The sequence below is a fragment of the Xanthomonas sp. CPBF 426 genome, assembly GCF_903989465.1.
Classification (GTDB): domain Bacteria; phylum Pseudomonadota; class Gammaproteobacteria; order Xanthomonadales; family Xanthomonadaceae; genus Xanthomonas; species Xanthomonas euroxanthea.
This window is the reverse complement of the sequence record NZ_LR861805.1, coordinates 2,568,019-2,588,467: the sequence shown is the minus strand read 5'-3', so window position 1 is coordinate 2,588,467 and position 20,449 is coordinate 2,568,019. Positions and strand designations below refer to the sequence as shown.

Sequence of the window (20,449 nt, the reverse complement as noted above, 5' to 3'; positions counted from 1 at the left end):
TGCCATGACCGCTGTTGCGACGTTTGCGGGCACGGCGCAGGCGCAGGAGCGCGTGCTCGACGGCTTCAACGACATCGGCGCCTGGCGCCTGGTGGTGTCCAACCAGGTCAGTGGTTCGCTGCGGCCGGTAGCCACCAGTTCCGGCGGCCACGCCCTGTGCCTGGATTACAACTTCAATGGCGTGTCCGGCTATGTCGGCATCCGCCGCAACCTGCCGATCACCTATCCGGAGAATTACCGCATCGGCTTTTCGCTGCGCGGCGATTCGCCGTCCAACGACCTGCAGGTCAAGCTGATCGATGCCAGCGGCGACAACGTGTGGTGGGTCAACCGGCCCGGCTTCAATTTCCCGAAGAACTGGACCACCGTCGGCTATCGCAAGCGCAACATCGAAAAGGCCTGGGGCCCGGGCCAGGAAAAGCAACTGCGCAGCAGCGCAGATGTCGAGTTCACCATCTACAACAAGGTCGGCGGCAAGGGCACGGTGTGCTTCGACCGTCTGACGCTCACGCCGCTGCCGCCGGAAGACACCTCGCCGTTGAAGGCCGAGGCCATCACCGACACCGCGCCCGCGCTGGAACAACGCCTGGCCGACGGCAAGCCGGAGACCTTCTGGCTCAGTGGCGCGGTCAAGCAGCAGACCGTCACGCTGGATCTGGGCAAGGTGCGCGAATTCGGCGGCGCGGTGGTGCAGTGGGTTCCTGGCCTGCAGGCCTCGCAATACGTGGTGCGCGCGTCCAGCGATGGGCGCGGCTGGCGTGATCTGCGCACCGTCACCGCCGGTGCCGGCGGCACCGACTGGCTGGCCTTGCCCGATACCGAGGCACGTTACCTGCGCTTCGATCTCAAGGACGGCCCCAACTGGCGCTACGGCATCAAGGAAGTCCAGCTGCAGCCGCTGGCCTTCGCCGCCACACCGAACGATTTCATCAAATCGCTGGCCGCGCAGGCGCCGCGCGGCAGCTATCCACGCGGTTTCTCCGGCGAGCAGCCGTACTGGACCATCCTGGGCCTGGATGGTGGTACCGAGCAGGGCCTGATCGGCGAGGACGGCGCGGTGGAAGTGGGCAAGGGCGGCTTCAGTATCGAGCCGTTCGTGGTCACCGGCGGCAAGCTGCTGCATTGGTCCGACGTCAGCAGCGAGCAGAGCCTGCAGGACGACTACCTGCCGATTCCCAGCGTCGACTGGCATCACGACCTGATGAACCTGCGCGTCACCGCGTTCGTGCAGGGCACGCCCGATCAGGCGCAACTGGTCGCGCGCTATCAGCTGCACAACACCGGCAAGGACGCGCGTGAGTTCACCCTGGCCTTGGCGGTGCGTCCGTTCCAGGTCAATCCGCCGACCCAGTTCCTCAACACCCTGGGCGGTGTCAGCCGGATCGACCAGCTGGCCGTGCAGGGCGCACAGGTCAGCGTCAACGGCAAGCCGCGCGTATTCGCCGCGCAACCTCCGGATGCCGGCTTTGCCAGTGCCTTCGACAGTGGCATGGACGTCAGCCATCTCACCGCCGCCACGCCGCCGGCGATCACCCAGGTCAAGGACGAGACCGGCCTGGCCTCGGGCATGCTGCTGTATCGCTGGAAGCTGGAGCCTGGTCAACGGCGCGAGGTGGCGCTGGTGATTCCGCAGACCGGCACCGCGCAGCTGCCGGCCGGCTTCGATGCCGACAAGGCACAACAGCAGGTGGCCCAGCAGTGGCGCAGCAAGCTCGATCGCGTGCGCATCAGCGTGCCGGCCGAAGGCAAGCCGGTGATCGACACCTTGCGCACCGCGCTGGCGCATATGCTGATCTCGCGCATCGGCCCGCGTCTGCAGCCGGGGACGCGTTCCTACTCGCGCAGCTGGATCCGCGACGGCGCGATGATTTCCGAAGGCCTGCTGCGACTCGGCCGCGAGGACGTGGTGCGCGAATACGTCGACTGGTTCGCGCCATACCAGTTCGCCGACGGCATGGTGCCGTGCTGCGTGGACGACCGCGGCAGCGATCCGGTGCCGGAGAACGACAGCCACGGCGAGCTGATCTTCAACATCGCCGAGTATTACCGCTACACCGGCGACAAGGCATTCCTGGAAAGGATGTGGCCGCACGTGACCGGTGCGTACGACTACATGGAAACGCTGCGTGCCAGCGAGCGCACCGAAGACAACTTCATGCGCAACCCGGCCTTCTACGGAATGATGCCGGTGTCGATCAGCCACGAAGGCTATTCGGCCAAGCCGGTGCATTCGTACTGGGACAACTTCTGGGCGCTGCGCGGCTACAAGGACGCGGTGATGCTGGCCGGCGCGCTCGACAAGCCCGACGAGGTCGCCCGCTTCAGCACTGCACGCGACGAATTCAGTGGCGACCTGATCGCCTCGCTGGGTGCGACGGTGCGCCAGCACTCCCTGGATTTCCTGCCCGGCTCGGCCGAGCTGGGCGACTTCGATGCGACCTCGACCACCATCGCACTGGCACCGGGGGGCGAGCAGCAACGCCTACCGCAGGACCTGTTGAGCAATACCTTCGAGCGCTACTGGAAGGAGTTTTCCGACCGCCGCGACGGCAAGCGCGAATGGAAGGACTACACACCCTACGAATGGCGCAACGTGGCCGCATTCGTGCGCCTGGGCTGGCGCGAACGCGCCTGGGATGCCACCGCGTTCTTCTTCAAGGACCGCGCGCCGCAACCATGGAACCAGTGGGCCGAGGTGGTCTCGCGTACGCCGCGTACGCCGTTCTTCGTCGGCGACCTGCCGCATGCCTGGGTCGCCTCCGATTTCGTGCGCTCGGTGCTGGACATGTTCGCCTACGGGCGCGAATCCGACGCCAGCCTGGTCATCGCTGCCGGCACGCCGACGCGCTGGTTCGAGGGCAAGGGCATCGGCATCGCCGAATTGCGCACCCCGTATGGACGCCTCAATTACACCTTGCAGCGCACTGACAAACAGCTGGTGCTGCAACTGCAGCCGGGGCTGATCCTGCCGCCGGGCGGGGTGGTGTTGCCATGGCCGTACCAGGGCACGCCGGGCAAGGCCAGCATCAATGGCGAATCGGCCGAGTGGCAGAACGGCGAATTGCGGATTCAACAGCTGCCGGCCAACGTGCAGATCGATGTGCCCAGCGCGGTGCGGCGGGCCGAGCGCGCCACGCAATGACTGACGCACCCCGACCGGCCTGGGCAGCGCCGGCGCGGCGACGTGCCGGATGGCCGGTCGTGTTGGCGGCGCTGCTGCCGTGCTCTGTTGCCGTACAAGCCACGCAGGCGACCCAGGCCGTGCAGGCCGCGCAACCTGTGCAGGTCGACAGGCCCGATCGCGCAGAACCTGCATCCCGGGCAGTGCCATCGACCAGCGCAGTGCAGCGCGAGATGACCCTGGTCACGCTCAACCTGCATCACGACCGCGAAGACTGGCCGGCGCGTCGTGCCCATATCGCCAAGGAACTCAGGCAACTGGCGCCAGACGTGATCGCGCTGCAGGAAGTGATCGAACGCCGCGGCAGCGTGCAGAACCAGGCCGCTTGGCTGGCGCGCAAGCTGGGGTACGCCTACAGCTTTGTCTCTGTCGACCCGGTCGATGCGCCCAAGCGCTACGGCAACGCATTGCTGAGCCGGCGCAAGGTGCTGGCCCGGCATCAGCGCCTGCTTCAGCCGCTGGACGATTACCGCGTTGCCGCGCATCTGCAGGTCGACATCGACGGCCAGCCGATCAACGTCTACGTCACCCATCTCAACGAGCGTGCCGATGCACGCGGCACGGCCACGCGCACGCGCCAGGTCGCGGACCTGCTGGATTTCATTTCCTCCACCAGCGATCAGGCACCGGTCGTGATTGCCGGCGACTTCAACACCGCTGCCGATGCCCTGGATCTGGAGGCGCTACGCAAGGGTTATGGCGACAGCTACGGCAGCGTGCATCGCAACAGCGACGCCACCGTGAGCACCTTGAACCTGCATGTCTTCGACAAACCGGCGCGTATCGACCATGTGTTCTTCCAGCAGAAGCGCCTGCTCGCCCGCGAAGCACGCATCCTGTTCGACACGCCGTATGCCGAGGGGCGCTGGGCCTCGGACCACTACGGCGTCTGGGTACGCCTGCAGCTCGCACCCGATCAGCCAGCTACTCCGTAACTCGACCACACGTAGGAGCGCACCTGGGCGCGACGGCATTACCGATAACGCCCGTCGCGCCCAGGTGCGCTCCTACAAGGCGTCGATAGACCACAGGTCGTGACGGCTTTTTTAATCACCCGTGCAAGCGATTGAAGATCTGCACGCCCGCCAGCCATACACCGGCCATGCTGCCGACGTTGGTCAGCAGGAACGTCAGCACCACGCGCGAGACGCGATTGCGGTACCAGCCACGCAAGGTCTGCGCATCGTCGCGTAGCGACAGGAAATCGCCATAGGCCGGTTTGCGCATGTGCACCTCGACCAGCGCGGCAAACGCGCCGGTCGGCACGCTCAGGCGGAACGGCTTGAACGGCGCCACGACCGCCGCGGTGAGGATGCTCAGCGGGTGGCTGCCGGCCAGCAGGCAGCCCAGCGCGGCCAGGCCGCCGGTATACATCGCCCATTGCAATAACAGGTCCGCGCCCATGCTCAGGCCGCCGCGCCAGAACCCGATGCCGATGCCGGTGATGATGACCGCCAGAATGCCCAGCGTGATCCACGGAATGCGCTTGCGCTGCTGCACGTACTCCAGCGACTCGCGCAATGGGCCGGGCGCGGCGGTGTCCTGTTCCAGGTGGCGCGCAAGACCGGCCAGGTGTCCTGCGCCGACCACCGCCAGTATCTCGCGCTGGTCCGTCCTGGCTTCCTCGCGCAGGCGCGTGGCCATGTACTGGTCGCGCTCGGCAATCACGGTTTCGTACAGCTCCGGGCTTTCGCTGGCGAAATCGCCGAAGCTTGCCTCCAGCATGTCGCCTTGCTTGAGCTTCTCGATTTCCTCTTCGCCCACCTCGTCGGCCGCGAACAGCCCACCGAGCAGGCCACCGGCCAGTTTCATCTTGCCGAAGAATCCCAGCCGCCCGGACGCGCGCTTGAAGGTCAGGCCGACCTCGCGATCGATCAGGTGCACCGGCAGACCTTGCGCGCGTGCCAGGTTCACCGCTTCCTTCAACTCCGCGCCCGGTTCGATGCCGAGCTGCTTGGCCAGGCGGCGCTGGTAGGCGGCCAGGGCGAGATTCGCCGCAAACAAGGCCACCCGTCCCTTGCGAATCACCTGCACCAGGTCCAGCCGGGCGAGGGCATCCGGGTCGCTGAGCGCCTGCAGGCGCTGTGCGTCCAGTTCCACTGCCACCGCGTCATAGCGGCCGCTGCCGATCGCCCGCTGCACCGCAGCCACGCTGGCGAGTGACACGTGCGCGGTGCCGAGCAAGGTATAGCGCACGCCATCGCGTTCGACGATGCGATGCGGCTGGCCGGACAGCGCATCGTCCAGAACGTGGGTGGTTTGCTCAGTCATGGGGTCATTCATCAGAAGGAGGGGCGGTGTCACCGGAGCCGAGTGCGCGTTGCAGCTGCACACCGTCCAGCCGGCGACCATGCGTGCGGCCGTTACCGGTGAACACTCCGACCGTGCGAAAACCAAAACGTTCATGCAGCCGTCGCGATGCCAGGGTGTCGGCATCGCCGATCACCGCAATCATCGGTCGACCGCTGCGTTGTTTGCCGCCTGCGATCAGCTCGCCAAGCACGGCTTTGCCGCGGACAGCGCTAACCTCGCGCAACTCGACTGGCATGCGGTCAGTCGATGTAGCGCTTGAGCAGATCGCCATACGCATCGATGCGGCGATCGCGTAGGAACGGCCAGATACGGCGCACGTGTTCGCTGCGCTGCAGATCGACGTCGCACACCAGCACGGTCGGGTCCTGGCCGGCTTCGGCGATGAATTCGCCCTGCGGCCCCAGCACATGGCTGTTGCCCCAGAACTGGATGCCCGACGCACCCAGCGGCGAGGGCTCATGGCCGACGCGGTTGCACGACAGCACCGGCACCCCGTTGGCGACCGCATGGCCGCGATGGCTGAGCACCCAGGCATCGCGCTGGCGCTCCTGCTCGGGTTGCTGGTCGTCCGGATCCCAGCCGATCGCGGTGGGGTAGAGCAGCAGTTCCGCACCGGCCAGCGCCATCAGGCGCGCGGCCTCGGGGTACCACTGGTCCCAGCACACCAGCACGCCAAGCCGGCCGACCGAGGTATCGATCGGCGCAAAGCCCAGATCGCCCGGAGTGAAGTAGAACTTCTCATAGAAGCCCGGATCGTCCGGGATATGCATCTTGCGGTACTTGCCGAGCAGGCGGCCGTCCTTTTCGAACACCACCGCGGTGTTGTGATACAGCCCGGCCGCGCGGCGCTCGAACAACGAAGCCACCAGCACCACGCCATGCTGCCTGGCCAGCGCGCCCAGACGCTCGGTGCTGGGGCCGGGAATCGGCTCGGCCAGGTCAAATTCGTCCACCGACTCGTGCTGGCAGAAATACGCACCGTTGTGCAGTTCCTGCAGCAGCACCAGCTTGGCGCCCTGCGCGGCGGCTTCGGCCACGCGCGATTCGATGATGGCCAGATTGGCCTCGGCGTCGCCGTGGTTGCGCTCCTGGATCAGCGCGACGGGAAGGAGATGACGGGTCATGGCGATTGGTCCAGCGAAGTGGCGCACTAAGGTAGCGCGCGATGGCGTAACACCGGCCTGCCGGCCGGAACAGGAATGGATCAGCCCGCCAGCAAACCGGCGGGCAGCTGCATGGTCAGGCAGTGCAGGCTGCCGTTCTGCCAGATCAACGGGCGGCACGGCACCGGCACGATGGTGTGCTGCGGAAACGCTTCGGCCAGCACCGCCTGCGCGCTCGCATCGGCCTTGTCGCCGTAGGCCGGCATCAGCACCGCCCCGTTGACGATCAGGAAATTGGCGTACGAGGCGGCCAGGCGCCGGCCCTGATCCAGGATCGGCTCGGCCCATGGCAACACGAACAGGCGATACGGCTGCCCGTCGGCGGTGCGCAACGCCGCCAGTTCGGCGCCCATCGCCTGCAGTTCGGTGTAGTGCGAATCGGTAGGCACATCGCAGCCCTGGTAGACGATCGCATCCGGGCCGGCAAAGCGTGCCAGCGTGTCGATATGCGCGTCGGTGTCGTCGCCTTCCAGGTAGCCATGATCCAGCCACAGCACGCGGTCCTGCGCCAGCCACGCGGCAAGGTCGGCACTCAGCGAATCGCGCGTGCGCTGCGGATGCCGCTCGTGCAGGCACGTCCAGGTGGTCAGCAGTGTGCCGGCACCATCGGTCTCGATCGCGCCGCCTTCCAGCGCAAAGTCGACCGTCTGCACCTGCGAGGGCACGAACACCTGCGCCGCATCCAGCGAAGTGACCAGTTGATCGTCCAGGCTCGCCTCGAACTTGCCGCCCCAGCCGGTGAAACGGAAATCCATCAGGCGGAAGCCGCCATCCTGGCGCAGCGTGATCGGGCCGGAATCGCGCAGCCAGGTGTCGTTGTAGGCCGCAACCACGAAACGCACCCGCGCCATGTCCACCCGCGCCGAGCGCAGCCGCGCTTCCGCGTAGATCTGCAGATCGTCATCGGCCACGCACACGATCACCGGTTCGAAGCGGGAAATCGCCGTGACCAGCGCGATGTAGGTCTCTTCCACCTCGGCAAGGCGCTCGGCCCAATCGGTGCCCGCATGCGGCCAGGCAATCAACACGGCGGATTGAGGTTCCCACTCGGCGGGAAAGCGGACGCTATCGGTCATACCTGAAAATTATCCATCAATGCCCAGGCAAGCCCAGGCTGTTAATTCAAATCCCCGCACAGGGATGTGCGGGCGCTTGCGAGGGACTCGCCTCAAATCGGCGCGTGCGAGTAACTCGCATCGACGCTCGCGATCTGCCTGCATCCGGGGTGTGCTGCACGACATCGCCGTTGCATGAAGCGCGCAGTGATCGTATCCCGCGCAACATTGGATCAGACCAGCGTTGCAGCCACCATCAGATGGCGCTCGAACGCCACCCGATCACCTGATCGGTGGCTTGGGACCGATCTCGTTGGCATCGGCCTGATTGGCCACCACGTCGATCACCCGGCTCTTTTCGAAGTACACGGTGAAGGCCGGATACACCCAGCGGTGGATCGTCGGCCACTGGCGCTTCTGGCCGCCGCGCGGTTCCAGCTTTTCCTGCGGCGCACCGTAACGGCCTTCGACCTGGCTCATGCTGTCGCCGCGCAGGGGCAGGGCAGCGGCAGGCTTGTGCTGTACCCGGTCCACCAGCAGCGTATCGGCCGACGCGACGGCGCTGATCCCCATCAGTGCGATCAGCGGCAGGACAAACAAACGGTTGCGCATGTCATCTACTCCCCAGTGGACAAGATTCGGATGGTGATTACAGCAAAAACCAGGACGGGCGTGCCTGCAGGGCGGTGTTACCCAACGCCGCGCCGGATGTCGGTCGGCTTGAATGCCGCGCCAAGCCCGCCATGCCCCCGACACACTCCAGCCTGCATGTAGCCATCGCCGGCGTGAAGCATCGGCCAAGAAAAAACCGCCCGGAGGCGGCTTTCTCGGGTCTTGCACGCGCGGCGAAGGCTTAGCGCTGACGCGCCTTGAAACGCGGGTTCGACTTGCAGATCACGAAGACCTTGCCGCGGCGGCGGACCACCTTGCAGTCGCGGTGACGGGTCTTCGCAGACTTCAGGGAGGACAGGACTTTCATGGCACACCTCGGCGTAAACGGTTGGATTCGATGGAAGAGTGCCCGCAATCGAGGGCGCACCCGGAATTAAGCCGGCAATTCTAACCGGCTTTTCGTCGTGCTTTCAAGTGGTTGCATCGCAATCGCTGCGAGCGGCGCTACACTACCGGCTGATGACCTTCCGGAAACCTGAATGACCGACCTTTCGCCCGTCCTTACCATCGATGGTCCCTCCGGCGCCGGCAAGGGCACCGTGAGCCGGATCGTGGCCGCCCGGCTGGGCTGGCATTACCTCGATTCGGGCGCACTGTATCGCGCCGTGGGCGTGGCGGCGAGCTGGGCCGATCTGGACGTGTCCGACCCGGCCGCGCTGGTGCGCTGCACGTTCGATACCAAGGTAGAGTTCGACGACGCGGGCGAGGCGGGGCTGCGGGTACTGGTCAACGGCGCCGATGCCACTGGCGAGCTGCGCCTGGAAACCACCGGGGCGCTGGCTTCGGCAATTGCCGCTATTCCCGAGGTGCGCAGCGCGCTGAAAGAGCGCCAGCGCGCATTCAGGCGCGCGCCCGGCCTGGTCGCAGACGGGCGCGACATGGGCACGGTGATCTTCCCCGATGCCGCCTTCAAGGTGTTTCTGACCGCCAGTGCCGAAGAACGTGCGGGCCGTCGCCATAAACAGTTGATGGAAAAGGGTGTTTCGGTTATCTTTGACGACCTGCTGCGCGAGATCATGGCTCGAGATGCCCGTGATGCGCAGCGGGTGGTGGCGCCATTGCGGCCGGCCGAAGACGCCGTGCTGATCGATACCAGCGGAATAGGGATCGAGGATGTCGTCCAGCGTGTGGTCGGGGTGTTAGCCGCCCGCACGTCGTCGTAAGCGTTCCGCAAGCGGGCATGTCCCGCCGACCGTAAGGCGTTCCAAGGCTCCGTCGCACATCCCGTGTGGCGGTTCTATGACTACTTAACCGACTCGCTGTCCGGAGTCGACCAACAGGCTGGGCGCTTGGCATCTGTCGCATTCGACGATCAACGCCCGTGTGTTCAACTGAGTAAAATTCAAATGACAGAATCTTTTGCTGAACTGTTCGAAGCCAGTCAAGCCAATCTGGCGAAGCTGAAGCCGGGCTCGATCGTCACCGGTACCGTCGTGGAAGTGCGCGGCGACGTGGTGGTGATCAACGCTGGCCTGAAGTCCGAAGGCATCGTGCCGATCGAGCAGTTCCGTAATGACGCTGGCGAGATCGATGTCGGCGTAGGCGACCAGGTCAAGGTTGCCCTCGATTCCATCGAGAACGGCTTCGGTGAGACCGTGCTGTCGCGCGAGAAGGCCAAGCGCGCAATGGTGTGGGACGAGCTGGAAGAGGCGTTGGAAAAGAACGAAACCATCACCGGCCGCATCAGCGGCAAGGTCAAGGGTGGTTTCACCGTGGACATCAAGGATGTCCGCGCCTTCCTGCCTGGTTCGCTGGTGGATGTGCGCCCGGTGCGCGACCCGGCCTACCTGGAAGGCAAGGAACTCGAGTTCAAGCTGATCAAGCTGGACCGCAAGCGCAACAACGTCGTGGTTTCGCGTCGTGCCGTGGTCGAGAGCGAGCACTCGGAAGAGCGCGAGCAGCTGATGGACAAGCTGCAGGAAGGCGCGATCCTGAAGGGTGTCGTCAAGAACCTGACCGATTACGGCGCGTTCGTGGACCTGGGCGGTATCGACGGCCTGCTGCACATCACCGACATGGCCTGGAAGCGCGTGCGCCATCCGTCCGAAGTCGTCAACGTCGGCGACGAGCTGGACGTGCGCGTGCTGAAGTTCGATCGCGAGCGTAACCGCGTCAGCCTCGGCCTGAAGCAGCTGGGCGAAGATCCGTGGGACAACATCGCCCGTCGTTACCCGGCCAACAGCCGCGTGTTCGGCAAGGTCTCCAACGTCACCGATTACGGCGCATTCGTCGAGATCGAGCCGGGCGTCGAAGGCCTGGTGCACGTCTCCGAGATGGATTGGACCAACAAGAACGTCAACCCGTCCAAGGTTGTGCAGGTTGGTGACGAAGTCGAAGTGATGGTGCTGGATGTCGACGAGGAGCGTCGCCGCATCTCGCTGGGCATGAAGCAGGTTGCCGCCAATCCGTGGGAAACCTTTGCTGCCACCCACAAGAAGAACGACAAGGTGTCCGGCCAGATCAAGTCGATCACCGACTTCGGCATCTTCATCGGTCTGGACGGCGGCATCGACGGCCTGGTCCACCTGTCCGACATCAGCTGGAACACCACCGGCGAAGACGTCGTGCGCAACTACAAGAAGGGCGACACGCTGGAAGCCGTCGTGCTGGCAGTCGATCCGGAACGTGAGCGCATCAGCCTGGGCGTCAAGCAGCTGGAGCAGGATCCGTTCGGCCAGTACATGGCGTCCAACCCGAAGGGTTCGAAGGTCGAAGGCGTGGTGCGTGAAGTGGATGCCAAGGGCGCCACGATCGACCTGGCCGATGGCATCGAAGGCTACGTCGCTGCACGCGACATCGCCAACGAGCGCGTGGACGATGCGACCCAGCACCTGAAGGTCGGCGACAAGATCGAAGCCAAGTTCGTGGGCATGGACCGCAAGGGCCGCACCCTGCAGCTGTCGATCAAGGCCAAGGACGATGCCGAAATGCGCGAAACGCTGGAGGAATACCAGTCCTCCGCTGCGTCGGGCGGCATGACTCAGCTGGGCGCGCTGCTGCGTGCACAGTTGAACAGCAACAAGTCCGAGTAAGCGCGTAGCGCTCGCAAGAGCGTGATGGATCGGCCCGGGCTTGCCCGGGCCGATTCCGATGTGTCAGTCGAAAAAGCAAGTCTTCCCATGACCAAGTCCGAATTGATTGAAATCCTGGCGCGACGTCAAGCGCATCTGAAGGCGGACGACGTGGATCTGGCAGTCAAATCGCTGCTGGAAATGATGGGGCAGGCGCTCTCCGATGGTGATCGGATCGAAATCCGCGGGTTCGGCAGCTTCTCGTTGCACTACCGCCCGCCACGTCTGGGCCGTAATCCGAAGACCGGTGAGTCGGTCGCGTTGCCGGGCAAGCATGTTCCGCACTTCAAGCCTGGCAAGGAATTGCGTGAGCGTGTCAGCTCCGTGGTCCCGGTCGATCTGCTTGATGCGACCGACTGACGCTCGTTCTGCCGCTGCGTTTATGTCGGCTCGGTTAAGCTAAGCCTCTTTCGACGGAGTCCGGCCATGAAGGTGTTTCGTTTGCTGGTGATGTTGGCCTTCCTGCTGGTCGGTCTGATCATCGGCGCGGTCAATTCCCAGGACGTCACTCTCGACTTCCTTTTCTCCAGTGTGCATACGACCTCCGGGATCGCGATCATCGTCGCGCTGCTGGTCGGTGTGTTGATCGGTGCCGGCATGGTGCTGGTCAGTGTGGTGATTCCCCTCTATTCCAAACTGCGCCAGGCCAACAAGGCCGTTGCAGTCAGTCGCACCGATGCCAGGCCGATTGCGCCTGCCGCAGTCGAGCCGCGCCCCTTTGATGGACTGTAAGCGCGTATGGACTTTCTGACCGAGTGGATCTGGTTCTTCCTGTTCGTGCCGTTGGCAGCGCTGGGGGGCTGGGTCGTTGGCCGCCGCGGTGGCCAGCGCCATGGCGATACCCAGGTCAGTCGCTTGTCCAGCACCTATTTTCGCGGGCTGAACTATCTGCTCAACGAGCAGCCGGACAAGGCGATCGAGCTGTTTCTGCACATCGCCGAACTGGACAAGGAAACCTTCGAGACCCAGGTCGCGTTGGGACATCTGTTCCGCCGTCGCGGCGAGGTCGATCGCGCGATCCGGCTGCACCAGGGCCTGGTGCAACGCGCCGACCTGACCGACCAACAGCGCGTGCAGGCCTTGCTGGCGCTGGGCGAGGACTACATGAAGTCCGGCCTGCTGGATCGTGCCGAGACCGTATTCACCGAGCTGGCGCAACTGGATCAGCGTGCGCCGCAGGCGTTGCGTCATCTGATCGGCATCTATCAGGCCGAGCGTGATTGGGAAAAGGCGATCGACAATGCCACCCGTTACGAGGAAGTCACCGGCGAGCCGATGGGCAAGCTGATTTCGCAATTCGAGTGCGAGCTTGCCGATCGCTACCGCGGCTTGAGCAAGCCCGACGAAGCGCTGCAGGCGGTCGCGCGCGCCTACCAGGCCGATGGCACCTCGGTGCGTGCGGGCATTCTGGAAGGACGCATCGAAGCCGAGCGCGGACACGACGAAGCGGCCGTCCGTGCGTTCGAACGTGCGGCGCGGCACGATCCGGAATACCTGCCTGAAATCATCCCTGCACTGATGGCGGCCTATCGCCGGGTGGGTGATATCGCAGGTGCGCGTAATTTCCTGTCGGAGATGACCGAGCACTATCGCGGCATCGCGCCGGTGCTGGCGTTGACGCAGCTGATGGAAGCGCAGGATGGCGTAGCGCCGGCGCTGGCCTACCTGGGGCGTCAGCTCAAGGATCGGCCATCGGTCCGCGGCGAATCGGCATTGATCGACCTGACCCTGGCCGAAGGCAGCGACCCGGTCGGCACCTTGCAGGATCTCAAGCACATCACCGACCAGTTGCTGGTGCGCAACCCGAGCTACCGCTGTACCCGCTGCGGTTTCGGTGCCAAGACGCACCACTGGCAGTGCCCGAGCTGCAAGGAATGGGGCACGGTCAAGCCGCTGTTGAACTACGCGGTGGTCTGATGCCGCAGGCCTGGCTGTGGTGGTGTCTGTTGCACCTGACGGTCGCGGCACTGGGGACCTGGGTGTTGCGGCGCTATGCGTTGCATCGGCGCCTGCTCGATCATCCGGGCGAACGCCGCAGCCATGTGGTCGCCACGCCACGGGGCGGTGGCATGGCAATCGTGGCGGCGATGCTGGTGGGGTGCGTGGCGGCAGGCGTGTTGTGGCCGGCGGCAGGCCTGGTCATCAACTGGTTCGCCGCAGGTCTGGTGCTGGTGGCCGGGGTCGGTTGGTGGGACGACCATCGTCCGCTCTCGGCCAGGTTGCGTTTTGCGATCCATCTGCTGGCGTCGGTCCTGCTGGGCTGGCTGGTCAGCCATCACACCGGCAAGCTCTGGGATGGCGTGCTCACCGCGATGGCGTCGGTGGTGTTGATCAACGTCTGGAATTTCATGGACGGCATCAACGGCCTGGCCAGCAGCCAGGCGGCGCTGGCTGCCCTGGCGTTTGCCGCGGTCGTGCCGGGCGCCTGGGCGTGGGCCGGTCTTGCCGTCGCCGCATCCTGCCTGGGATTCTTGCCGTTCAACTTTCCACGTGCGCGCATCTTTTTGGGCGACGGCGGCAGTGGTGCCTTGGGCTATGTGCTGGCGGCGTTGCTAGCGCTGACAGTGGCGAGCGGGCAGGTGAGCTGGTGGATCAGCTGGCTGCCGCTGACCGCATTTCTTGTAGACGCCGGCTTCACGCTGCTGTCTCGCATGCTCGACGGACAACGTTGGTGGGAGCCACACGCCCAACATCTCTATCAGCAGCTGGCGCGCAGGCTTGAGGCACACGTTCCGGTAACCGGGATTTATTTCGCTTTCAGCGTCGCTGCCGTCTGCTTGTATGTGTTACTTCATCATGATGCAAATTGGCTGCGAGTGTCCGGAGCCCTGGTATGGGGCCTGGGTGCCACCGCAATCTGGTTTTTTCTGCGCGATGGAGTGCGCAATTCGTGAGTAATGGACTCTTATGATTTCCTGGCGTGATCGTTTGACCAAGGCCCTGCCGCAAGCAGCGGTGGTGCTGCACGACCTGTTGATGGTGTGGGTGTGCTGGCAGCTGCTGCACGCCGGCCGCTACTCGATGCTGCGCGACGCCCCCGATCTGCCGCTATGGGATTGGCGCACAGGTGTCGTCCTGGTCGCGCAAGGCCTGGTGTTCTGGAAGATGGGCCTGTATCGCGGGCTGTGGCGGTTCGCGTCGGTGCCGGACCTGTGGAACATCTTCAAGTCGAGCTTCCTCGGCCTGGTCGCGATCGTGCTGGCGCTGTCCTATGACCGCCTGGACGGGGTGCCGCTGTCGGTGCTGGTCGTCTACCCGTTCGCCCTGTCGGCACTGCTGGGCACGCCACGGTTGCTGTATCGCGCCTGGAAGGATTATCAGATTGCACACTCCGGCGACGCCGCGCAGCGCGTATTGATCCTGGGCGCAGGTCGCGCTGCCGAGGGTCTTGTCCGCGACCTGCGCCGCACCGGTGCATTTGTGCCGGTCGGGTATCTGGACGATGCCAACAACCTGCATGGCGCCAAGATCCAGGGTCTCAACGTGCTGGGCAGCCTGGATCAGGCGGCAGCCATCGCCAAGGAGACGGCTGCCAAGCTGCTGGTCATTGCGATTCCGTCGCTGGATGCCTCCGGCATGCAGCGCGTGGTGGCCATCTGCGAAAGCACCGGGCTGCCGTTCCGCATGGTGCCCAAGTTGATCAACGTGCTGGAAGGGCGCTCGTTGCCTGGCGAGTTGAAGGAGGTCGCGATCGAGGACCTGCTCAATCGCAAGCCGGTCACCCCGGACTGGCGCCTGATACGCGACTGGTTGACCAACAAGACGGTGATGGTGACCGGCGCGGGTGGCTCGATCGGTTCGGAAGTCTGCCGCCAGTGCGCCCGTCATGGCGCACGCCGCATCGTGCTGCTGGAGATCGACGAGCTGGCATTGCTGACCGTCGATTCGGACCTGCGCCGCTTGTTCCCCGATATCGAAGTGGTGCGCGTGCTGGGCGACTGCGGCGACCCGGCGGTGGTCGCGCATGCCTTGAACACCGCACCGCCGGATGCGGTGTTCCATGCCGCCGCCTACAAGCAGGTGCCGTTGCTGGAAGAGCAACTGCGCGAGGCGGTACGCAACAACGTGCTGGCCACCGAAAACGTGGCGCGCGCCTGCCAGCGTGCACGCATCGAGACCTTCGTCTTCATCTCCACCGATAAGGCGGTCGAGCCGGTCAACGTGCTGGGCGCGAGCAAGCGCTACGCCGAGATGATCTGCCAGAGTCTTGACGCGCGCGATGCGCCGACGCGCTTCATCACCGTGCGCTTCGGCAACGTGCTGGATTCGGCTGGCAGCGTGGTGCCGTTGTTCCGCGAACAGATCCGCCAGGGCGGCCCGGTCACGGTGACGCACCCGGATGTGACACGTTACTTCATGACCATTCCGGAAGCCTGCCAGCTCGTGGTGCAGGCCGCCGCCTCTGCCTCGCATGGGGCGATCTATACACTGGACATGGGCGAGCCGGTGCCGATTCGCCTGCTCGCCGAGCAGATGATCCGTCTCGCCGGCAAGCAGCCCGGCAAGGACGTGGCGATCCTCTATACCGGCTTGCGTCCAGGCGAGAAGCTGCACGAAACCCTGTTCTATTCCGACGAAGACTATCGCCCCACCGCGCATCCCAAGATTCTGGAGGCCGGCGTGCGCGAGTTCTCGCACGAGCAGGTGTTGCAGCTGGTGACACGCCTGCGTGAGGCGGTTAACCGCTATGACATCAAGGCGATGGAGACTGTGCTGGGCAGCCTGATGCCGGATTTTGCGGCGGCTCGACGGAAAGTCGACGCGCGATCTGATACGGTCGTTCCATTCCCCGCACGTGAGGTCAGAAGACTTTAATGAGCAAGCGTATTCGCAAGGCCGTATTCCCCGTCGCAGGTCTTGGGACCCGCTTTCTTCCGGCAACTAAAACGGTTCCGAAGGAAATGCTGCCAATCATCGACAAACCGCTGATCCAGTACGCCGTCGACGAAGCCATCCAGGCTGGTTGCGACACGCTGATCTTCGTGACCAATCGCTACAAGCACTCCATCGCCGACTACTTCGACAAGGCCTACGAGCTGGAGCAGAAGCTCGAGCGTGCCGGCAAGCTCGAGCAGCTGGAGCTGGTGCGGCATGCCCTGCCGGAAGGCGTGCGCGCCATTTTCGTGACGCAGGCCGAAGCCCTTGGCCTGGGCCATGCCGTGCTGTGTGCCAAGGCCGTCGTCGGCGATGAGCCGTTCGCGGTGTTGCTGCCGGACGACCTGATCTGGAACCGCGGCGCCGGTGCACTGACCCAGATGGCCGATGTGGCCGAGGCCTCCGGTGGCAGCGTCATTGCCGTCGAGGATGTGCCGCACGACAAGACCGCCAGCTACGGCATCGTGGCCACCGATGCGTTCGATGGCCGCAAGGGCCGCATCAACGCCATCGTCGAAAAGCCCAAGCCGGAAGTGGCACCGAGCAATCTGGCCGTGGTCGGCCGCTATGTGCTCAACCCGAAGATCTTCGAGCTGCTCGAAGAGACCGGCGCCGGCGCTGGCGGCGAAATCCAGTTGACCGATGCGATTGCCGGGCTGCTGCAGCAGGAAACCGTCGATGCCTACCGCTTCGAAGGCCGCCGTTTCGATTGCGGTGCGCATATCGGCCTGATCGAAGCCACCGTGCATTTCGCGCTCGAGCACGAGAAGCATGGCGGGCCGGCCAAGGAAATCCTGCGCACCGCATTGGCCGAGGCCGACGCGCGCGGCTGATTGCCTGGCCATCGCCTGCATCCACGAACGACGCCATCTGGCGTCGTTCGTCGTTTGGGCCCTTGCTGGCCAGAACGCCGTGCCGTTGGTGATCGACACGGCGGGCCAACGTGCTGGTGCGCGCCTGCGGCCGTGAGCACGCAGTGCAGTTGGTCGCCGCCGGGATGGATTGCCAGGGTCGCGAAACCTTCGCGTCGGCGCTGGCGTCCCGGCAGGCGGCGCTGGTCGAGCTGGGCGTGGACGAGGCCGCCGCCATTGCCCGCGAGATCCGGCGTCGCGATGCAGTTGTCGTAGCCGGTCGAGAACGCCTCGGGGAATTGAGCGACCGGCGCCGAGGTGCCGGCCTGGGGGACAGACCGATTGACTCAGCCGTGCCGGCGTTGAGCGGCCGCGAAGGCGTCCAGCTGTTCGGGCGTGGCGTCTTTCTGATGCCGCTGCTTCCAGTCGGCAAACGGCATGCCGTACACCGCTTCGCGCGCCTGCTCCTTGCTCATTGGCTGGCCCTGCGCTTCGGCGGCTTCGCGGTACCAGTCACCCAGGCAGTTGCGGCAGAAGCCGGCCAGGATCATCAGGTCGATGTTCTGCACATCCGGGCGCTGCTGGTTGAGATGCTGCAACAGACGGCGAAATGCGGCCGCTTCGATGGATGTGGTGGTGGAATCGGGTGTCGAGGTGGTGTCGGTCATGGCGGAATCGGGGACAATAGACGGCCTTCGACTCTACACCTGACGCCCCATGACCGTTTCCGCGCCAGCTGCCTCTGCTCCGGCCCGCCTTCTCGATGGTCGCCGCATCGCCGAGGAACTGCTCGACGGGTTGAAGCTGCGCGTGGATGCGCGTCTGGCCGCCGGCAGGACACGCCCCGGGCTGGCGGTGGTACTGGTCGGTGGCGATCCGGCCTCGTCGGTATATGTGCGCAACAAGCGGCGTGCGGCGGAAAAGGTCGGTATCGAGGCCTTCGACTACGACTTGCCGCAAGGCACCAGCGAGGCCGAGCTGGCGCGGCTGATCGACCAGCTCAATGCCGACCCCAAGATTCACGGCATCCTGATCCAGCTGCCGTTGCCCGGCATCCCCGATGCCAACCGCCTGATCCAGCGTATCGATCCGCGCAAGGACGTCGATGGGTTCCATCCGCAGAATGTCGGGCATCTGGCGCTACGCGAATTCGGCCTGCGTCCGTGCACGCCGCGCGGCATCGTGACCTTGCTGGCGCACACAGATCAGCCGGTGCGCGGCCGCAATGCGACCATCGTGGGCGTGAGCAATCACGTCGGCCGGCCGATGGGGCTGGAACTGCTGATCGCCGGTTGCACGGTCACCAGCTGCCACAAGTTCACCCCGCCCGCAGTGCTGGAAGCCAGCGTGCGCAATGCCGATATCCTGGTGGTGGCGGTGGGGCGACCGGGCCTGATTCCGGGCGAATGGGTCAAGCCGGGCGCGGTGGTGATCGATGTCGGCATCAATCGATTGGATGATGGCCGCCTGGTCGGCGATGTGGGGTTCGAGGCGGCCGTGCAACGTGCGGCCTGGATCACGCCGGTGCCGGGCGGGGTGGGGCCGATGACAGTTGCCACCTTGATGCAGAACACGCTGGAAGCGGCCGACGCGGCTGGCTGAGGCGCGCGCGTAACGCTGCATTGCAGTCGCGTTGTGTCTTCGTGAAGGCTTTCAGGGTAAAATGCCGCGCTTCCCCAAACTCGGGTCCGCCGATGCTCCGCATCCAGGCTGAAGCTCTCACCTACGACGACGTTTCCCTCGTCCCCGCCCATTCGATCGTCCTGCCCAAGGACGTCAGCCTGGAAACCCGGCTGACGCGCGATCTGCGCCTGAAACTGCCGATTCTCTCGGCCGCGATGGACACAGTGACCGAACACCGCCTGGCGGTGGCCATGGCCCAGCTGGGCGGCATCGGCATCATCCACAAGAACCTGACTCCTGCGCAGCAGGCCGGCGAAGTCGCCCGGGTCAAGAAGTTCGAATCCGGCGTGATCACCGAGCCGTTCACGGTGAGCCCGGACACGACCATCGGCGAGGTGCTCAAGCTGACCCGCGCGCGCAACATCTCCGGCGTGCCGGTGGTGGATGGCAGCGAACTGGTCGGCATCGTCACCAGCCGCGACATGCGCTTCGAGAAGAAGCTCGACGATCCGGTCCGCCACATCATGACCAAGAAGGATCGCCTGATCACCGTGCGCGAAGGCGCCAGTGACGAGGAAGTGCTGGAGCTGCTGCACCGCAACCGCATCGAAAAGATCCTGGTGGTCAACGACAGCTTCGAGCTGCGCGGCCTGATCACGGTCAAGGACATCCAGAAGAAGACCGACAACCCCAACGCCGCCAAGGACGGGTCCACGCGCCTGCTGGTCGGCGCGGCGGTCGGCGTGGGCGGCGATACCGAGCAGCGCATCGAACTGCTGGCTGCGGCGGGCGTGGACGTGGTGATCGTCGATACCGCGCACGGTCATTCGCAGGGCGTGATCGATCGCGTGGCCTGGGTCAAGAAGGCGTATCCGCAGCTGCAGGTGATCGGCGGCAACATCGTCACCGGCGATGCCGCGCTGGCGCTGATGGACGCCGGTGCCGACGCGGTCAAGGTCGGCGTGGGTCCGGGCTCGATCTGCACCACGCGCGTGGTCGCCGGTGTCGGCGTGCCGCAGATCACCGCGGTGGACATGGTCGCCGAGGCGCTGCAGGACCGCATTCCGTTGATCGCCGATGGCGGCATCCGCTATTCCGGCGACATCGGCAAGGCACTGGTCGCCGGCGCCTCCACGGTGATGGTCGGCGGCCTGTTCGCCGGCACCGAGGAGGCCCCCGGCGAGGTCGAACTGTTCCAGGGCCGCAGCTACAAGAGCTACCGCGGCATGGGCAGCCTGGGCGCGATGGAGAAGGGGTCCAAGGACCGCTATTTCCAGGATTCCAGCGATGCCGACAAGCTGGTGCCGGAAGGCATCGAAGGGCGCGTGCCGTATCGCGGCCCGGTCGGCGGCATCGTCCATCAGTTGATCGGCGGCCTGCGCGCCACGATGGGCTACGTGGGTTGCGCGACCATCGAGGAAATGCGCACCAAGCCGAAGTTCGTCACCATCACCGGTGCCGGCCAGCGCGAGAGCCATGTCCACGACGTGCAGATCACCAAGGAACCGCCGAATTACCGGATGGGCTGATGCCCATCCGCGGGATTGGGGATTCGGGATTGGGGATTCGTAATAGCCCGCCGCATCTCCTTCGGCAGGGTGCACCGCTGCCATTCCGCTGTTGCAAATCCCCAATCCCGAATTCC

Annotated in this window: 18 protein-coding genes and 2 pseudogenes; 13 read left to right on the top strand and 7 right to left on the bottom strand. The window is 65.0% G+C overall.

The genetic code is table 11. The features are described from left to right. Positions 1-4 precede the first annotated feature (4 nt). Positions 5-3,142 carry a discoidin domain-containing protein gene (locus tag H7A87_RS11085; RefSeq protein ID WP_180496631.1) on the top strand — a complete coding sequence of 1,046 codons (3,138 nt, stop codon included), beginning with the start codon at positions 5-7 and terminating at the stop codon, positions 3,140-3,142. Positions 3,143-3,204: 62 nt separating this feature from the next. Beyond that, a complete protein-coding gene (locus H7A87_RS11080) occupies positions 3,205-4,116 on the top strand; it encodes an endonuclease/exonuclease/phosphatase family protein (RefSeq protein ID WP_180497016.1) in 912 nt (303 codons plus the stop codon). A gap of 115 nt (positions 4,117-4,231) precedes the next feature. On the opposite strand, the gene H7A87_RS11075 is transcribed toward H7A87_RS11080, so the two are convergent. The 6 genes and pseudogenes from H7A87_RS11075 to ykgO form a co-directional block, all read right to left on the bottom strand. Continuing rightward, a complete protein-coding gene (locus H7A87_RS11075) occupies positions 4,232-5,452 on the bottom strand; it encodes a TraB/GumN family protein (protein ID WP_180496629.1) in 1,221 nt (406 codons plus the stop codon). A 4-nt stretch (positions 5,453-5,456) separates the two neighbouring features. Beyond that, positions 5,457-5,693, bottom strand: a pseudogene (locus H7A87_RS11070) (phosphinothricin acetyltransferase); the annotation flags it as partial. 40 nt (positions 5,694-5,733) lie between these two features. After that, positions 5,734-6,618, bottom strand: coding sequence for a carbon-nitrogen hydrolase (locus tag H7A87_RS11065; protein ID WP_104582525.1), 885 nt, complete (start codon positions 6,616-6,618; stop codon positions 5,734-5,736). Between the two features lie 80 nt (positions 6,619-6,698). After that, complete coding sequence (locus H7A87_RS11060; protein ID WP_119128707.1) at positions 6,699-7,733, bottom strand: agmatine deiminase family protein; 1,035 nt, start codon at positions 7,731-7,733, stop codon at positions 6,699-6,701. Positions 7,734-7,994: 261 nt separating this feature from the next. Then, positions 7,995-8,324: a hypothetical protein gene (locus tag H7A87_RS11055; RefSeq protein ID WP_119128708.1), complete on the bottom strand. Its 330-nt coding sequence runs from the start codon at positions 8,322-8,324 to the stop codon at positions 7,995-7,997. 241 nt (positions 8,325-8,565) lie between these two features. Continuing rightward, entirely contained in the window at positions 8,566-8,691 is a 126-nt protein-coding gene (gene ykgO, locus H7A87_RS11050; protein ID WP_005913193.1) for a type B 50S ribosomal protein L36, read from the bottom strand. A gap of 172 nt (positions 8,692-8,863) precedes the next feature. Here ykgO and cmk point away from each other — a divergent pair, with 172 nt between their 5' ends. The 9 genes and pseudogenes from cmk to H7A87_RS20840 form a co-directional block, all read left to right on the top strand. Continuing rightward, entirely contained in the window at positions 8,864-9,547 is a 684-nt protein-coding gene (cmk, locus tag H7A87_RS11045; protein WP_104582528.1) for a (d)CMP kinase, read from the top strand. Between the two features lie 183 nt (positions 9,548-9,730). Continuing rightward, a complete protein-coding gene (gene rpsA / locus H7A87_RS11040) occupies positions 9,731-11,416 on the top strand; it encodes a 30S ribosomal protein S1 (protein WP_016903550.1) in 1,686 nt (561 codons plus the stop codon). 87 nt (positions 11,417-11,503) lie between these two features. Further along, positions 11,504-11,815 carry an integration host factor subunit beta gene (locus H7A87_RS11035; protein ID WP_104582529.1) on the top strand — a complete coding sequence of 104 codons (312 nt, stop codon included), beginning with the start codon at positions 11,504-11,506 and terminating at the stop codon, positions 11,813-11,815. Positions 11,816-11,881: 66 nt separating this feature from the next. Beyond that, positions 11,882-12,187 carry a LapA family protein gene (locus tag H7A87_RS11030; RefSeq protein WP_104533506.1) on the top strand — a complete coding sequence of 102 codons (306 nt, stop codon included), beginning with the start codon at positions 11,882-11,884 and terminating at the stop codon, positions 12,185-12,187. A 6-nt stretch (positions 12,188-12,193) separates the two neighbouring features. Continuing rightward, positions 12,194-13,372, top strand: a complete 1,179-nt coding sequence (gene lapB / locus H7A87_RS11025; RefSeq protein WP_104582530.1) for a lipopolysaccharide assembly protein LapB — start codon at positions 12,194-12,196, stop codon at positions 13,370-13,372. Continuing rightward, positions 13,372-14,349 carry a glycosyltransferase family 4 protein gene (locus H7A87_RS11020; RefSeq protein WP_119128709.1) on the top strand — a complete coding sequence of 326 codons (978 nt, stop codon included), beginning with the start codon at positions 13,372-13,374 and terminating at the stop codon, positions 14,347-14,349. The genes lapB and H7A87_RS11020 overlap by 1 nt, the downstream gene beginning before the upstream one ends. A gap of 13 nt (positions 14,350-14,362) precedes the next feature. Then, positions 14,363-16,270, top strand: a complete 1,908-nt coding sequence (locus tag H7A87_RS11015; protein WP_164739802.1) for a nucleoside-diphosphate sugar epimerase/dehydratase — start codon at positions 14,363-14,365, stop codon at positions 16,268-16,270. Continuing rightward, positions 16,270-17,163, top strand: coding sequence for a UTP--glucose-1-phosphate uridylyltransferase GalU (gene galU / locus H7A87_RS11010; protein WP_016903544.1), 894 nt, complete (start codon positions 16,270-16,272; stop codon positions 17,161-17,163). Before H7A87_RS11015 ends, galU begins: the two co-directional genes overlap by 1 nt. A 104-nt stretch (positions 17,164-17,267) precedes the next feature. Beyond that, positions 17,268-17,447, top strand: a pseudogene (locus tag H7A87_RS20840) (hypothetical protein); the annotation flags it as partial. Between the two features lie 81 nt (positions 17,448-17,528). Here the strand turns inward: H7A87_RS20840 and H7A87_RS11005 are convergent. Next, on the bottom strand, positions 17,529-17,849 hold the full coding sequence (locus H7A87_RS11005; protein WP_104582532.1) for a DUF1244 domain-containing protein: 321 nt from the start codon (positions 17,847-17,849) through the stop codon (positions 17,529-17,531). Between the two features lie 49 nt (positions 17,850-17,898). Here H7A87_RS11005 and folD point away from each other — a divergent pair, with 49 nt between their 5' ends. Together folD and guaB are read left to right on the top strand one after the other, a co-directional pair. After that, positions 17,899-18,783 (top strand): bifunctional methylenetetrahydrofolate dehydrogenase/methenyltetrahydrofolate cyclohydrolase FolD, encoded by an 885-nt coding sequence (folD, locus tag H7A87_RS11000; protein WP_104582533.1) that lies wholly within the window; start codon positions 17,899-17,901, stop codon positions 18,781-18,783. A gap of 92 nt (positions 18,784-18,875) precedes the next feature. Beyond that, a complete protein-coding gene (gene guaB / locus H7A87_RS10995; protein ID WP_016903541.1) occupies positions 18,876-20,333 on the top strand; it encodes an IMP dehydrogenase in 1,458 nt (485 codons plus the stop codon). The last annotated feature ends 116 nt before the right edge of the window (positions 20,334-20,449 follow it).

What these genes read in the sequence shown, in the direction of transcription:
- H7A87_RS11060 (WP_119128707.1), bottom strand. Translation starts at nt 7,733, where the DNA reads ATGACCGATAGCGTCCGCTTTCCCGCCGAGTGGGAACCTCAATCCGCC.
- rpsA (WP_016903550.1), top strand. Translation starts at nt 9,731, where the DNA reads ATGACAGAATCTTTTGCTGAACTGTTCGAAGCCAGTCAAGCCAATCTG.
- H7A87_RS11035 (WP_104582529.1), top strand. Translation starts at nt 11,504, where the DNA reads ATGACCAAGTCCGAATTGATTGAAATCCTGGCGCGACGTCAAGCGCAT.
- lapB (WP_104582530.1), top strand. Translation starts at nt 12,194, where the DNA reads ATGGACTTTCTGACCGAGTGGATCTGGTTCTTCCTGTTCGTGCCGTTG.
- H7A87_RS11055 (WP_119128708.1), bottom strand. Translation starts at nt 8,324, where the DNA reads ATGCGCAACCGTTTGTTTGTCCTGCCGCTGATCGCACTGATGGGGATC.
- cmk (WP_104582528.1), top strand. Translation starts at nt 8,864, where the DNA reads ATGACCGACCTTTCGCCCGTCCTTACCATCGATGGTCCCTCCGGCGCC.
- H7A87_RS11075 (WP_180496629.1), bottom strand. Translation starts at nt 5,452, where the DNA reads ATGACTGAGCAAACCACCCACGTTCTGGACGATGCGCTGTCCGGCCAG.
- folD (WP_104582533.1), top strand. Translation starts at nt 17,899, where the DNA reads ATGACCGTTTCCGCGCCAGCTGCCTCTGCTCCGGCCCGCCTTCTCGAT.
- H7A87_RS11065 (WP_104582525.1), bottom strand. Translation starts at nt 6,618, where the DNA reads ATGACCCGTCATCTCCTTCCCGTCGCGCTGATCCAGGAGCGCAACCAC.
- H7A87_RS11020 (WP_119128709.1), top strand. Translation starts at nt 13,372, where the DNA reads ATGCCGCAGGCCTGGCTGTGGTGGTGTCTGTTGCACCTGACGGTCGCG.
- H7A87_RS11030 (WP_104533506.1), top strand. Translation starts at nt 11,882, where the DNA reads ATGAAGGTGTTTCGTTTGCTGGTGATGTTGGCCTTCCTGCTGGTCGGT.
- H7A87_RS11005 (WP_104582532.1), bottom strand. Translation starts at nt 17,849, where the DNA reads ATGACCGACACCACCTCGACACCCGATTCCACCACCACATCCATCGAA.
- ykgO (WP_005913193.1), bottom strand. Translation starts at nt 8,691, where the DNA reads ATGAAAGTCCTGTCCTCCCTGAAGTCTGCGAAGACCCGTCACCGCGAC.
- H7A87_RS11015 (WP_164739802.1), top strand. Translation starts at nt 14,363, where the DNA reads ATGATTTCCTGGCGTGATCGTTTGACCAAGGCCCTGCCGCAAGCAGCG.
- guaB (WP_016903541.1), top strand. Translation starts at nt 18,876, where the DNA reads ATGCTCCGCATCCAGGCTGAAGCTCTCACCTACGACGACGTTTCCCTC.
- galU (WP_016903544.1), top strand. Translation starts at nt 16,270, where the DNA reads ATGAGCAAGCGTATTCGCAAGGCCGTATTCCCCGTCGCAGGTCTTGGG.
- H7A87_RS11085 (WP_180496631.1), top strand. Translation starts at nt 5, where the DNA reads ATGACCGCTGTTGCGACGTTTGCGGGCACGGCGCAGGCGCAGGAGCGC.